Annotated in this window: 17 protein-coding genes; 11 read left to right on the forward strand and 6 right to left on the reverse strand. The window is 37.6% G+C overall.

Going from position 1 to position 14102, the window contains the following annotated elements; genetic code table 11:
• Nucleotides 1-110: 110 nt before the first annotated feature.
• Nucleotides 111-1487 carry a magnesium transporter gene (gene mgtE, locus ACIQ1H_RS20975; RefSeq protein ID WP_173478073.1) on the forward strand — a complete coding sequence of 459 codons (1377 nt, stop codon included), beginning with the start codon at nucleotides 111-113 and terminating at the stop codon, nucleotides 1485-1487.
• Between the two features lie 53 nt (nucleotides 1488-1540).
• Nucleotides 1541-1969 (forward strand): hypothetical protein, encoded by a 429-nt coding sequence (locus ACIQ1H_RS20980; RefSeq protein ID WP_402891648.1) that lies wholly within the window; start codon nucleotides 1541-1543, stop codon nucleotides 1967-1969.
• A 65-nt stretch (nucleotides 1970-2034) separates the two neighbouring features.
• On the opposite strand, the gene ACIQ1H_RS20985 is transcribed toward ACIQ1H_RS20980, so the two are convergent.
• Nucleotides 2035-2559: a CotY/CotZ family spore coat protein gene (locus ACIQ1H_RS20985; RefSeq protein ID WP_173478071.1), complete on the reverse strand. Its 525-nt coding sequence runs from the start codon at nucleotides 2557-2559 to the stop codon at nucleotides 2035-2037.
• 134 nt (nucleotides 2560-2693) lie between these two features.
• Between ACIQ1H_RS20985 and ACIQ1H_RS20990 the strand changes: the two genes are divergently transcribed.
• The 6 genes from ACIQ1H_RS20990 (at nucleotide 2694) to ACIQ1H_RS21015 (ending at nucleotide 5590) form a co-directional block, all read left to right on the forward strand.
• Entirely contained in the window at nucleotides 2694-3098 is a 405-nt protein-coding gene (locus ACIQ1H_RS20990; protein WP_402891651.1) for a YhcN/YlaJ family sporulation lipoprotein, read from the forward strand.
• On the forward strand, nucleotides 3098-3553 hold the full coding sequence (spoVAC, locus tag ACIQ1H_RS20995) for a stage V sporulation protein AC (RefSeq protein ID WP_173478070.1): 456 nt from the start codon (nucleotides 3098-3100) through the stop codon (nucleotides 3551-3553). The genes ACIQ1H_RS20990 and spoVAC overlap by 1 nt, the downstream gene beginning before the upstream one ends.
• Nucleotides 3547-4542: a stage V sporulation protein AD gene (locus tag ACIQ1H_RS21000; RefSeq protein ID WP_173478069.1), complete on the forward strand. Its 996-nt coding sequence runs from the start codon at nucleotides 3547-3549 to the stop codon at nucleotides 4540-4542. Before spoVAC ends, ACIQ1H_RS21000 begins: the two co-directional genes overlap by 7 nt.
• A gap of 9 nt (nucleotides 4543-4551) precedes the next feature.
• Nucleotides 4552-4917 (forward strand): stage V sporulation protein AE, encoded by a 366-nt coding sequence (gene spoVAE / locus ACIQ1H_RS21005; protein ID WP_173478068.1) that lies wholly within the window; start codon nucleotides 4552-4554, stop codon nucleotides 4915-4917.
• A gap of 103 nt (nucleotides 4918-5020) precedes the next feature.
• Nucleotides 5021-5146 (forward strand): YjcZ family sporulation protein, encoded by a 126-nt coding sequence (locus ACIQ1H_RS21010; RefSeq protein WP_173478133.1) that lies wholly within the window; start codon nucleotides 5021-5023, stop codon nucleotides 5144-5146.
• Nucleotides 5147-5341: 195 nt separating this feature from the next.
• A complete protein-coding gene (locus tag ACIQ1H_RS21015; protein WP_173478067.1) occupies nucleotides 5342-5590 on the forward strand; it encodes a stage VI sporulation protein F in 249 nt (82 codons plus the stop codon).
• A 126-nt stretch (nucleotides 5591-5716) separates the two neighbouring features.
• Here ACIQ1H_RS21015 and ACIQ1H_RS21020 read toward each other — a convergent pair whose 3' ends face one another.
• From ACIQ1H_RS21020 to ACIQ1H_RS21030, 3 genes are all read right to left on the reverse strand, one after another.
• Nucleotides 5717-6145, reverse strand: a complete 429-nt coding sequence (locus tag ACIQ1H_RS21020; RefSeq protein ID WP_173478066.1) for a GNAT family N-acetyltransferase — start codon at nucleotides 6143-6145, stop codon at nucleotides 5717-5719.
• Nucleotides 6146-6148: 3 nt separating this feature from the next.
• Complete coding sequence (locus ACIQ1H_RS21025) at nucleotides 6149-6664, reverse strand: YjcG family protein (protein WP_173478065.1); 516 nt, start codon at nucleotides 6662-6664, stop codon at nucleotides 6149-6151.
• 83 nt (nucleotides 6665-6747) lie between these two features.
• Entirely contained in the window at nucleotides 6748-7467 is a 720-nt protein-coding gene (locus ACIQ1H_RS21030) for an alpha/beta hydrolase (RefSeq protein ID WP_139860172.1), read from the reverse strand.
• Nucleotides 7468-7579: 112 nt separating this feature from the next.
• Between ACIQ1H_RS21030 and ACIQ1H_RS21035 the strand changes: the two genes are divergently transcribed.
• Both ACIQ1H_RS21035 and ACIQ1H_RS21040 read left to right on the forward strand, forming a co-directional pair.
• The gene (locus ACIQ1H_RS21035) at nucleotides 7580-8161 is read left to right on the forward strand and encodes a phosphatidylglycerophosphatase A family protein (protein WP_139860170.1); all 582 of its coding nucleotides are present in this window, start codon (nucleotides 7580-7582) and stop codon (nucleotides 8159-8161) included.
• A 469-nt stretch (nucleotides 8162-8630) separates the two neighbouring features.
• Nucleotides 8631-9449 (forward strand): thermonuclease family protein, encoded by an 819-nt coding sequence (locus ACIQ1H_RS21040; RefSeq protein WP_402891660.1) that lies wholly within the window; start codon nucleotides 8631-8633, stop codon nucleotides 9447-9449.
• A gap of 295 nt (nucleotides 9450-9744) precedes the next feature.
• Here the strand turns inward: ACIQ1H_RS21040 and ACIQ1H_RS21045 are convergent, their stop codons facing one another.
• Both ACIQ1H_RS21045 and ACIQ1H_RS21055 read right to left on the reverse strand, forming a co-directional pair.
• A complete protein-coding gene (locus tag ACIQ1H_RS21045; protein ID WP_402891663.1) occupies nucleotides 9745-11520 on the reverse strand; it encodes an LVIVD repeat-containing protein in 1776 nt (591 codons plus the stop codon).
• A 451-nt stretch (nucleotides 11521-11971) separates the two neighbouring features.
• Entirely contained in the window at nucleotides 11972-12589 is a 618-nt protein-coding gene (locus ACIQ1H_RS21055) for a TetR/AcrR family transcriptional regulator (RefSeq protein WP_402891666.1), read from the reverse strand.
• A 211-nt stretch (nucleotides 12590-12800) separates the two neighbouring features.
• Here ACIQ1H_RS21055 and kynU point away from each other — a divergent pair, with 211 nt between their 5' ends.
• Complete coding sequence (kynU, locus tag ACIQ1H_RS21060) at nucleotides 12801-14087, forward strand: kynureninase (protein WP_402891669.1); 1287 nt, start codon at nucleotides 12801-12803, stop codon at nucleotides 14085-14087.
• Nucleotides 14088-14102 lie beyond the last annotated feature (15 nt).

Raw genomic sequence — 14102 nt, forward strand, 5'->3', positions numbered from 1 at the left:
TAAAAAAAGAGTTTGCACAAATAGTACATGCACACTATTATATAAAAGGTAGATTTACATCAACGTATGTAAAATGAAATGAATTCAACGCTCGGAAGGAGGGGACAAGCATGATAGAGGAAAGAAATGAAAAGGATGATGTGCAATTTGACGAAGCACATTTACGAGGTATGCTCGAGACCAATGATATTACCGCATTCCGTGATGAGTTTTTAGAACTTCATCCATATGATCAGGCAACGTTTTATGAAAAGGTGGAGCCTGATATACGAAAGATCATCTATTCGTACTTGTCTCCGACGGAAATGGCTGACATTTTTGAGGCAATCGAATTAGATGATGATGAATATAAAGCATATTTAGCAGAGATGGATCCCGCCTATGGTGCGGAAATGCTGTCTCATATGTATGCCGATGATGCCGCAGACGTCTTAAATGAACTAGATACTCAGCAACGAGAAAGCTACTTAGGCATGATGGATGAAGAAACAGCTGGAGAGATTAATGAGCTTTTAAGCTATGATGAATATACAGCTGGTTCTATTATGACAACGGAATACGTGGCCATTCCTGAAAATTCTACAGTTCGTTCGGCAATGGCGATATTACGTAAAGAGGCACCGAATGCCGAAACGATTTATTATATTTTCGTTGTGGATGAGGCGCATCGACTTACAGGTGTTATTTCTCTTCGTGATTTAATTATTGCTGACGAAGATACACTTATACGCTCCATTATGAATGAACGTGTTGTAATGGTCCATGTTGGGGATGACCAAGAAGAAGTAGCACAAATTATGAAAGATTATAATTTCTTGGCGACACCTGTTATTGATGATAAAGGTGAACTTTTGGGGATTATTACAGTCGATGATATTATCGATGTTATTGATGAAGAAGCATCTGAGGATTACTCTAAATTAGCGGGTATTTCAGATATGGATAAATTTGATACAAGTCCTTGGCAAGCAGCGAAAAAACGATTGCCATGGCTTGTCGTATTATTATTTTTAGGCATGCTAACAGCAAATTTAATGGGCCAATTTGAAGATACCCTCGATAAAGTTGCACTACTAGCTGTCTTTATTCCACTTATCTCTGGTACTTCGGGGAATAGTGGGACACAAGCGTTGGCTGTTGCCATTCGAGGTATTGCTACTGGTGATGTCGAAGAACATAGCAAGATGAAACTGCTACTTCGAGAGGCTGGTACGGGAATTCTGACTGGTATTGTTTGTGGTATTATCGTTATTGGTATTGTATATATATGGAAAAATGAATTAATTTTAGGCATGCTTGTAGGGGCAGCTATTTGTGGTTCCATTTTAGTGGCTACTCTTGCTGGATCATTTATCCCATTATTAATGCACCGCATGAAAATTGACCCTGCTGTTGCATCGGGTCCGTTTATTACTACGTTAAACGATATTACAAGTATTTTAATTTATTTAGGACTAGCGACAATGTTTTTAAGTCAAATAGGCTAAGAACCAATTTCTTCGTTTTTGCATATTGTAGGGAAAAAAGGGAAGTGATAATTGTGGAGCGAGAGCCACGCCTATATATAAAATCACCAACTTATTTCTTAAACATTTCCAAAATGCTACATGAACTTGATTTGGATGAAAGTACGTCTGTGTATGTAAGGGATCAATATGCAAGCGAGTCGAGTGAAGAAGAAGCGCTGTTAAAACAAAAGGAAGAAAAAGTAGAAATACAAGTAAAAGAAGAACAAATTAATGAGTATTTAATTAAACAGTTGCAATTTTTGGAAAAACCATTTCGTCAAAAGGCCTACCAGCCATTATTAATTAGTTTAAAAGATGGTAGAAAATTGAGCGGAACTGCTTCTGATATGCAAGAGGATTCGCTTATGTTGACGTCGAGGGAATTTAATACACAAGAAATTATTTACTTTGAAGATATCGAACAAATATTATGGCGAGGAAAAAATTTGCCAACATTATAAAAAAAGTGTACAGCAGAGGATGCTGTACACTTTTTTTTATGTGTAGTGTGTCAAAGGAGAAAGACTTAATCACAAATCCCTAAGTCAACATCAGCGATACATTGTACAGCGCAGAAACAAGATAGATCCACAGTAATACAGCTATCAGTGGAGTTCCAATCATCTACTTTACAAATTTTCTTCATATTAACGCAGCAGCCATCACGACTTAATAAGTCAACTGTGCTTTCAGTAGAATCATAAGTACATAAAGGTTCTAAAACACGTAAAGTAGCACAGCATTCATCAAACATATCTTCGACACGGAAAAATACTGATGTACATTTACAAGGATCTGCTGATGGAGAGCTAAAGAATGCTTTAAATGGAGTACCGTCTTTTGTAATTAACATGAATACGCGTGTGTCTGCTGCTGAACGTGCAGGACTTACAATCCCGCCTAGTGGTTCTAAGAAACAGTTTGCTGTACATGGAGAACACTCATCTCGCACCGCTTGATTTTGAATATCTAGAATTGCACGAACTACGTCACATACGCAGCCTGCTGATTGGATAGGTCCAATAGGATTTGTTGGTTTACCACAACCCATATCGTCACCTCCTTTCTTTCTAATACTTCTACAATATGTACTTTTAAAAAATGGACTCGGGCTTTCGTTTACTTATTCAAATGAATAGTTTTTTTCTGTGTGGAGAAACTGTGAAGAAAAGGAGGGTAAATAACTTGAGGTTATTAAGAATGATGTTGCCTCTATTAGTTTGTATGACATTGCTTATTGGATGCACGGAAAAAGAAAAATTTATTGTTTATGGTTCTCCTCAAAATGAGGAAGAGCTGGAATCGTTATTAAAAGAAGAAAAATTTGTTGAAAAATCAACGGTTATTCAATATGACGATAAAATGCTTGTTGCCGTACAAATTAAACCAATAAAAAAATGGAATAAGACTAAATTAGAGAAAAAACTACAAAAGAAGTTGGATGAAAAATACCCTAACAAAGAAATTTTCGTTTCAGCTGATTATAAAATATTTTATGAAGCAAATAAAATAAAAAAGGATCAACTTGAAGATAATAAACTAAGCAAAAAAATAACGGAGCTAACAAAGCTTGCAAAGGAGGAAACATAATGGAAAAAGAGCAATATCAACAACTTGAGCAAAATATAACACCGACTCCACCTTACTTAAAAAATGCTGTAAAAGCATTTTTAGTAGGAGGCCTTATTTGTACAATCGGACAGGCAGTTTCTCTTTTTTATATCGTTTTCTTTAATTTCACAGAAGCAACAGCAGGGAATCCTACCGTTGCCACAATGGTGTTTTTTGCAATGATTTTAACTGGCTTAGGTTTATACAAAAAAATTGGTCAATTCGCTGGAGCGGGTTCAGCAGTGCCAGTTACAGGTTTTGGTAACGCTGTTATATCGGCTGCAATTGAACATAAATCAGAAGGTCTAGTACTTGGTGTTGGCGGTAACTTATTCAAATTAGCTGGATCGGTTGTTTTATTTGGAGTAGTATCTGCATTTTTTGTAGCACTTATTAAGTACATTCTTGTAACGATAGGGGTGGTCTCATGGTAATCATTTTTCCATCCAAACCATCACTGTTAGCTGGTGGTGTGGTGGCAGGGCCGTTAGAGGACCGTAGTACGTTTAAACAATATTTCGATACGATTTACGACGATGAGCGCTGGCAAATGGAAACAAATGAACAAGGCCATCGAAAAATGATTGAAGAAGCCAGTGAAATTGTAATGAAAAAAGGTGGCATTTCAACTGGGGAAGTCGATTTTTTGTTAGGTGGCGATTTAGTTAATCAAATGACACCTACAAATTTTGCTGCAAGGGAATTAGCCATTCCATTTATCGGACTATTTTCAGCTTGCGCTACCTCGGTTTCTTCTGTTATTGTAGCTAGCCTTTTAACAGAGATTGGAGCCGCAAATTTTTCAATTGCTGGTGCATCAAGTCAGCACAATGCGGTAGAACGCCAATTTCGCTATCCTATCAATTACGGGGCACAAAAACCTCAAACGGCGCAGTGGACAGTAACCGCTGCTGGGTATGCACTTATTGGCAAACATCAAGAAGACGCTCCATGTATTGAAGCGGCGACAGTTGGAAAAGTGATTGATTATGGAATGGATGATCCGTTCCATATGGGCGCTGCAATGGCACCTGCTGCCTTTCAAACAATCAAGGCACATCTTGAGGACCGAAAGCAAGAAATTTATCATTATGATTTAATTTTAACGGGTGATTTAGGACAGCTTGGCTTAAAACTTCTTAAAGGGATGCTTGTTGAGAGTGGCATAAAAAATGAAGAGCTAACACTTTTACGCGATGCTGGAGCAGAATTTTACGGTCAAGATGAAGCATTTCAATCTGGGGCAAGTGGAGCAGGCTGTTCAGCGGCTGTTTTTTTTAGTTATGTTATTCAAGAACTCCGAGCAGGCACATATAAACGTGTGCTTCTTGTAGCGACAGGTGCGCTACTATCTCCACTTTCATTCCAACAAAAAGAAACAATTCCATGTACGGCACATGCAATAGAAATTACAATGAAATGAGGCAATAGCATGGTTACGACATTTATTTTTGCATTTATAGTAGGAGGCATTATCTGTGTAATCGGTCAATTATTAATGGATGTTGGTAAATTGACACCAGCACATACATTAAGTACGTTAGTTGTCGTTGGTGCCATTTTAGATGGAATGGGGTTATACGAGCCGCTAATACATTTAGCGGGTGCTGGTGCTACAGTACCAATTACGTCATTTGGTAACTCCTTAACACATGGAGCAATGGCTGAAGCAGAAAAACATGGATTAGTAGGCGTATTAACGGGAATGTTTGAAGTAACAAGCTCAGGAATCAGCGCTGCTATTGTTTTTGGCTTTATTGGAGCATTAATTTTTAAACCAAAAGGGAATATTGACTAGACGAATACCCCTCTCTTATCTGCAACTTTACATATTATAGGTTGTAGAAGGGAGGGGTGCTTTTATGGGATATCAGGGCTGGTGTGCACAACCTTATGCAGGGATGAATAGCTGGAACAATAATTATTGTGGAGGTAATAACAACAATAGTGGCTATGGCTCAACATTTGTTCTAATAGTTGTCCTATTCATTCTTCTTATTATTGTTGGTGCAACTTTTGTAAACTAATTTACTAGCTACTAGTGTTTTCTAAAAAGTTTTTGAGTATTTTAGGCTTTAACTTTATTTCTGTGAGTATATAAATAGCTTACTAAATTAGGTTAAAGCCTCCAACAGTTGTCATAGATTTTGGGCAAGTGCTATGCGTTTGCTTCCAAACATTAACGACAATGATGTTGAGGTGGAATTGATAGGAGGGGGAACATGCATCGCTCGTTTTTTAATTCGATTGAACAAAAGACAGGCGTTTCAATGGATGAAATCTTTGCATTAGCAAATGCAATTCAACATGCGGATTTTACCAATGAAAAACAAGTAAGAAAAATTGTACGTCGTGTGGGCAAAGTGTCTAATAGACAAATCACACAAGAGCTAGAAGATAAAATCGTAAACTCCATTATTCAAGATGGTGCTTCACTAGATTTCGAAAAGCTTGCTAAAATGATGAAGTAATACTTCAAAGCTAGCACCATTTGAATATGAAAGAGCTTAAATAGCTACTTAATTAGTAGAAAGCGATTTTCTAAGAAATAAAAAAGGGTGTTACGACTATGCTTTGCATATCGTAACACCTATTAATTAAATCTTTTTTTCCATTGCACGATGTGGTATACCTGCATCCATAAATTCAGGTGATGTTACCGTATAGCCAAGCTTTTCATAAAAGGGAACAGCGTAGCTCTGCGCATGGAGTTTTAATTTCTTTTGGTCAATGGAAATCGCGTATTTTTCCATTTCCTTCATTATTAAAGCCCCAAGTTTTTTGCCACGTTGACTTTGTAAAATACAAACGCGTTCAATTTTTGCAGTTTGGTCTTCAATGCTACGGAGACGAGCAGCACCAACTGGTTCATCGCCCTCATACATAATGAAATGTGTTGCAGTTTTATCTTGCGCATCACATTCTAAATGAAGTGGAACACCTTGTTCCTCTACAAAAACCTTTTTTCGAACTGCAAATGCATCATCATGCTCTTTCTCTGTTTCAACAATCTTAACGTTATACAAAAATTATTCAGCTCCAGTCAATCGGAATGTTTCATATGTTGTCCATGACCCATCTTCCAATTGATATAAAAGATGAATACGATCAATACTATCTTTTTCATCAACCCCTGTCATACGGAGTTGGCCAAAAATGTCATCATGCTCTGAATCAGTCATTTTCTGTGCAATTGTAATGTGTGGAACAAATACATGTTTAGAATCCCCAAATGGAATTTTTTCTTCAATCACACGATGGAATGCTTGTAATTGTTCAGTTGGTTCGATGCGGAAATAAATCGCATTTGTTGTTGGGAAAAACGAACTAATGCGTGATGCATGAATGCTTAAAGGTGCTTGATTGGCAGCAATGTCATCTAATTGCTTCACGATAGATTGAATATCCTCTTCCGTTGCATCAAAGCTGTCCTTTAACGTCATATGCGGTGTAATCTTTGCATAATGCGGATCGTAACGCTTGCGATACGTGTTCGCTAAATCTTGCAATTTTTTTGATGGAAATGCCACAATTCCGTACTTCATAGTCCATTACCTCCCGTAAATAAACAATTTTTCTATCTAAGTATAACAGAAAATTCAAAATACGTAATTTGAATCGCCCTACATTAATTGAAATTTTCGATTAATGCACGTCTTAAATCAGGTTTCCAATATTTCCATGTATGATTACCATCGAACTCTTCATAAAATGTAGAAAAGCCTTTGCTTAACATAAGATTATGCAACCGACGATTTGGAGTTAAAAAATCTTTAACAGTTTTATCCATTGTTACAACTTTATCTTCGTTTTTGCCTACGATATGATAAATAGAAATAGCCCCTGGATCTTTGAATTGTTCAACAGCTTTCAGTACATCTTCATCAACATAAGGTGATTGTAAAATAACTTTACCAAAGATGCTTGGATACTTTAAAGCAGCCATTAAGGAAGCGGTTGCAGCCATAGAATCACCAATAACCGCGCGACTCATACCCATTTGGTATGTTGCATATTCAGCATCCAAATAAGGCACAAGTTCATGTGCTAAAAATCGCAAATAGGCTTCATGTTGTTCGCCACTTGGAATATATTTATGTCGGCGATCTTTAATATCTTTATATGGAACGAATGCAATGATTAAATTCTCGATTTCATAGTCATCGATAAGTTCATCGGCTAGTTTTGTAATACCTCCTAGTTGGAAATAGTCTTTACCGTCTGATGCGATTAAAATATTATATTTGTATAGTGGAGAATAATTAGCAGGGACATAAATATATAGCTCTAATTCCTCCTGTAATGCTTCACTATAGAATTTTAAATCTTGTACAGTTCCCTTATCCAATGATGACACTCCTTCATGTGTTTGTGACAAAATTGTACCATATTACGAAAGTAAAGGTATAATAGGTTGGGCTAGCGTAATACTAGCAAAAAAACTGAAATGAGGGTTAGTTATGCACGATAAAAGTATTCGCGTACATTCAGAAGAAGTGGCGAAAGCGGCTCAAGCTGCACTAATTCGTCGTGGTGTAAAATTAGAGGACATTGCTGAAATTGTTTATGAAATGCAAAAATCCTACAATGTAGGTTTAACATTAGAGCATTGTATTCATTCGGTTGAACGTGTATTGCGTAAACGTGAAGTCCAGCATGCACTATTAGTTGGAATAGAGCTAGATGAGCTAGCTGAAAAAGGGCTATTATCATCACCTCTTCAACAAATTATCGAATCTGATGAAGGATTATTCGGAGTAGATGAAACAATTGCGCTGGGGTCTGTGTTTACATATGGAAGTATTGCTGTAACAACATTTGGACATTTAGATAAACAAAAAATCGGTATCATAAAAAAACTCGACACAGAGCCAGGACAGCATGTTAATACATTTTTAGATGATTTAGTTGGCAGTATTGCAGCTTCGGCAGCCTCACGTATTGCGCACCGTATGCGTGACTTAGAAGAGGAAGGCGAAACATTTGCAGATATTGAGCCAGAAGAACTTGGCCCAAAACCAAAACCACATAATGAAATTTAATATTTAATGGCACATCAATGCAATTGATTTCTCCATTATTGTAAGCAGGACTAGACTGTAAATAAACTCGAACATGACCGAGTTTATCTACAGTCTTTTTTGCATAGGAAGTTGATTTTTGCTAAGGCATAGCTTACGATTGTCTAGCATAAAGCACGCGGGTAGATTGGTCGACTAAAGTCGAACAATGGAGTATTACTGTAAGTTTTCTTAACAAATTTAGCAGAAGAAAACAAATCAAAATCATTGTGCTATTCGTCGACTTTATTGATAATAGTATTAAATATACTGAAGGTAAGAAGAGAGGTACTAAAAATGAGTGACAAAGATATTAAGACGTTAATTACTAGCGGAACGATTATATTTGCAGTTGTGTTGTATTTAATATTTAGATGAATTTTGACATCGTCAGTTTTGTATCGAACTGAGGATTTTTGTTAAGCAAAATAGAAGGAAGTAGGATTTGAATTTGAAAAAGTTATTTTTTGCATTGTTCTTTTTAACATTGCTTATTAGTGGATGTACGGAAGAAGAATCTAGCACAGAAAGTATAAAAACTGAAGATATACAAGGAATTGTCACTGCCACAAAGGACACTGCTGAAAAGCATGATGTCAGTAAATTTGAAGAATTTGAGCTAGAAAGTGTCATTGACGGTGATACGATAAGAATTAAATATAATGGCAGCTCTGAAAAAGTTCGTTTTTTACTTGTGGATACGCCTGAAACGAATCATGAGACATTAGGCGTCCAACCGTACGGACCTGAGGCGAAAGAATTTACAAAGCAATTATTAGCTGGTCAAGATACGGTTTACTTAGAATTCGATGTGTCCTATCGAGATAAATATAAAAGATTACTAGCATATATTTATACTAAAGATGGTATTAGTGTTCAAGAACAGTTATTGAAAAATGGCTTAGCACGTGTAGCTTATATCTATGCTCCAAATACGAAGCATGTCGATTGGTTTAAATCCATTCAAAAAACCGCCCAACAGTCAGCCCTTGGTATTTGGTCAGTGGAGGACTATGTAACAAATCGCGGTTATGATAAAGAAGCCTATTATGCTGCAACAAAAGATCAGAAAGATGATGCTGCAACAAATAATGGCGAATCTACGAAGGCTAATAATAATAGTTGTGTAATTAAAGGAAATATTAATGCAAAAGGAAATAAAATATACCACATGCCTGGTCAACGTGATTATGACAATACAGTAGCGGAAGAAATGTTTTGTACTGAGGAAGAGGCAGTGGAAAATGGATTCGTTCCAGCAAAGCAATAAAATATTTGAAGTTTTATATGTTTAGATTTGAAGCATCGACAAATAAAGTAATAGACGTGTATGTATGTAATCTATGGATAAGCGCCCATTTGGTTTAATATTACTTGTTGATGCGCCGACCAATTGCGTGTCTTACGTGTCCAACGCTCTGGAAGCCTTTGTTTTGCTACATCTTTTCACTTTGAAGGGATGTGGAACAATGCACTTCTGAGCATTGCACGCCAAATACTAAAAAAACCGAACGACTCTTCAATAGTCGTTCGGTTTTTTTAGTTTGCTTTTTACTTTTTTGCGTTTATTTTTTCTCCTCTACGGGCTTCGGTAAACCGATGATCGGGTCACCTAGTAAAGGTGTAGATAGGGCGTACATGCCATGGTTGGAAAATGCCCAAATTAAATTTCGGTCCCATTCGACGAAAATGCCGTGTACTGGATTAGAATGATCGCTTGTCGTAGTTGTGCCATCTTCATTTGGAATTTCTCCAGACATCTTCGGCACAAAGTATGCTTCGATTGTTGATTCTGTTGGGTTAGTTACGTCAAAAATTTGGACACCTGCATTGTAGAAGGCGTAAGGGATATATTGTTCGCTCGGAACACCTGGATTAATAGTTGCATAGCCACTACGCTTCGGTCCAAAGCTGCCGCGACGTTGGCAAAAGTCTGTGAAAGGTGCTGACTCTGGTGGTGTCGGGCGTTTTAACGTACTAATGATTTTAGGCTTAAGCGGATCGTTGACATCGATTGCGTAAATATCCTTATAAGGCTCATGGCAATCTTCGCTAAGTGGATAGCCGCTATAGTAAACAATGCCTGTGCTTTCGACTTTGGAAACGTCAATATTATCCCCTTCAGTACCGCTAACACTCATTGGCATGTCAATATGTGAAACCGTTTTCATATTTGCTGGATCGGATATGTCGACAATATAAAACCCAAAGCCACCCATTGCTGCATAGCCGTATTTGCCACCTTTTTCTACAGGTGTCGGAATGAATAGCGGCATGCGAGCGCCCATCCATGTTGTTTTGTTGCCAGCACGGGGGTTTTTGTTATAGGCTGCTTCTTCACCTACACGTTGACCTGGCACCCACCAAGTTGAAAGACGTTTCGGATTAGATGGATCTGAAATATCAAAGGCCATTTGTGCACCTGAGTATAAATAGCTTTTATACTCTGTATTGCTGAAGGAATCATCAGGTGCACCTGCAACAAATAAATAATCTCCACCATCATAGACAGGTACGTCTTGACAGCCAGAGCCTTCTTGTACAAGGTCACTTGCATTTGCTTTCGCATCTAAAGGTGTTTCAGATAGCAGCTCCCAGTCTGAAAATAATGGGCTTGTCACTTCAAAAATACGGAATCCACGCAGCATTTCTTTTTCTTTAATAGCCTTAACTTGCTCAGGGTATTCATACTTATTCGATAGAACACCATAACGTGGTACTTCGTAACATTGAACGGCAATGGTTTTGTCCAACTTTTTATTGTATTTTACTGTCATTGGACCGAAGCGATTGTCTCCCTTATCTGTGTCAATTAATTTATTGGCAATACGCTTGGCGTTTTTAGGATCTGTAATATCGAATACATTGTACATATCTGTTTCAAGATCGTATAAATAGCGACGACCGTCTAGATCGAAAGTAGCTTGCCAGCTATGCCCCCAACCAATAACGTATGGATAGAATGCTTCTACATTCATATTTTTTGTATATTGATTTTGATCTAGATAAGGCAAACTCCCTTCAAATGGTTGTGGACCTTCATTATCTGGTGTTGCGGCTGGGTGAGTGAAAATCCCTGTCTTTGCATCATAGCCCCAACTGTCATTCGCGGGCTCTTTTGGTTCACCTGGTAAAAGCTTTGTTGTGCCTTCCTTTTCCGTTGGCAGTGGTGCATCAGGTGCATTTTTGTTCAGACCTGTGCGCGGTGCTTCCTGCTTTTCTTCTTTTTTAGCTTCATCGTTCGCTGCGGCAGTACCTAAAGACAAGAATAAAATAATGCCCAACATAAGAAAGGTAAAAGCTAAATGACTCAGTAAAGGATGTGACTTAAATTTTTTCATCAACGCAATCCCCCTAGAAATCTATGAATTTTTTAAAGCGAAAGAGCATTTTCCTAAAGACATGTAGATTGGATAGGTGACAAATAATTTGAAGCTGAAAAATTGTACTTTAGTTGTTCCGGAACTAAATAAATACTACAATTATATATGACATGGTGTCAACTTTTATTTTCTGAATATTTAGACTTTGCTTAGTTTTAGTTTCCAATCCTCCTATAGGCAATAATTCGAGCTCGGAAATGGGTGTCAGGCTAGTAGGTCACGCAGAGGGAATTGTTGTGATAATGAAGTGACGAGATTACGTGTCGTGGAATATATGGGAGAATATAATGAGAAACGAATAGAAGAAAAATTAGGCTACTTAACTCCCCTAGAATTTGGGAAGCAAGCAGCCTAATGAGGTGTTTTATATGTGTCTCACATAACTAGGTCAGTTCTTGATCTAGTTTTTTTATTTATATAACCCATCGATATACATCGTTGTAATCGTCCAAGCGATATCCTCAATAGAGGCGGACGTATCATCACGCACGAGATCCCATTGGTGGTTTTCATTGATTAAAAACCATGAGCGTGCGACGATATCGATTTTTAAATCTGATCGAACTAAGCCTTGACTTTGCGCATATGTAATATCGCGGATAATAAAATGAATGTTCGTTTTTCGGATGTCATCCCACTTTTCATTCACGGCAGGGGAAAGGCTAATCGCTTCTGCGAATACTTTCATAATCTCTTTATTGGATTTTGCCATCGTTAAAAAAGCAGTGACTTGTTTTAAGACAAGCTCTTTTGCTTCTTCTTTGCTAGTAGGGAGGAAAGGTGTGTGTGCCATATCAAGAAATTCCTGCATGACCGTTTCCATGAGTGCGATTAAAATCTCATCTTTTCCTTTGAAGTGTACATAAGCTGTTCCATAACCAGTTTCTGCTCTCTTAATAATTTGAGAGATAGTAGTTTTTTTAAAGCCAAATTCATAGAAAACGTCACGCGCGGCATCCAATAATTTTTGTTTCGTTGCGATAGAGCGCATATTTCTTCCGTCGATTTGCTTCGTTTCTCCACTCATAAAATGACCTCCAAGTTATGACTTGTTTTTTATTTATAATAAGCGTGCGATTGCTTGATAATCCAATGATTTATTTCATTTAATCATAGACCATTTGAAATATTTTTACAAATAACGTTGAAAAATTTGGTAGAAATAATATTGACACCATGTCAACTTTATTTTAGACTATGAACATATTCAGAAAATTTAAAAAACGGGGGAGAGCATTTTGGGAACTAGAGAAAGCGTTTACAAAAATGAGCATGCAAAACAATATGATGCGAATGATTCATTTCGATCATACCGCGATGAATTTTATTTACAATCAGGTGTTATTTACATGGATGGCAATTCCTTAGGCTTAATGTCCAAAAGAGCAGAGAGAAATGTCAGTGAATTAATGGAATCGTGGAAAGCATATGGGATTAAAGGGTGGACAACTGGTAAGTATCCATGGTTTTTCATTTCAGAGAAGCTCGGAGAAATGTGTGCACCGCTAATCGGAGCAGAGAAAAACGAAGTCATTATTGCTGGTTCTACGACTTCCAATATTCATCAAGCTGTCGCAACATTTTATAAACCAGAAGGGCGACGAACAAAAATTTTAGCGGATGAATTAACATTCCCATCAGATATTTATGCGCTACAGAGTCAAATAAAGTTAAAAGGCTATGATCCAGATGAGCATTTAGTACGTGTGAAAAGTCGTGATGGCAAGCTAATTTTAGAAGAGGATATTATCGCGGCGATGACAGATGAGATAGCGCTCATATTGCTGCCAACTGTCCTTTACAGAAGCGGTCAGTTACTAGATATAAAACGCTTAACTGCCGAAGCACAAGCAAGAGGCATTTGCATTGGCTTTGATGCTTGTCATTCCATTGGGGCAATTCCGCATTACTTCAGTGAGTGGAATGTTGATTTTGCTATATGGTGTAACTATAAGTATCTCAACGGTGGTCCTGGTTCAGTCGCTGGCTTGTATGTGAATAAAAAACATTTCGGCATTCATCCTGGCTTAGCTGGTTGGTACAGCTCCAAAAAAGATAAACAGTTTGATATGGCACATACATTAGATGTGGAACAATCTGCAGGGGCATTTCAAATGGGTACACCGCACGTGCTGAGCTTAGCTCCTATAATCGGCTCATTAGAAATGTTTGCGGAGGCTGGTATCGAAAATATTCGTCAAAAATCATTAAAGCTTACACGATATATGATGGACTTAATCGACCAAGAGCTAACTGAGCTTGGCTTTTCAATTGGCAATCCAAATGAAGATGATAGACGAGGGGGGCATGTTTGCTTAGAGCATGATGAGGCGGTTCGAATTTGCAAAGCTTTAATTGATAAGGGTGTCATTCCAGACTTTAGACCGCCTAATATTATTCGTCTCGCACCAATCGCCTTTTATACGTCATTCGAGGAGGTGTGGGAAACCGTCGAAATATTAAAGGCAATCGTGACAGAAAAGCAATATGAAAAGTACGGGAAGGAAAGAAATGTAGTATCTTAAACGACAATATCAAAG

Origin of the sequence: Lysinibacillus sp. NPDC097279, assembly GCF_044761745.1 — a bacterium.
Classification (GTDB): Bacteria; Bacillota; Bacilli; order Bacillales_A; family Planococcaceae; genus Lysinibacillus.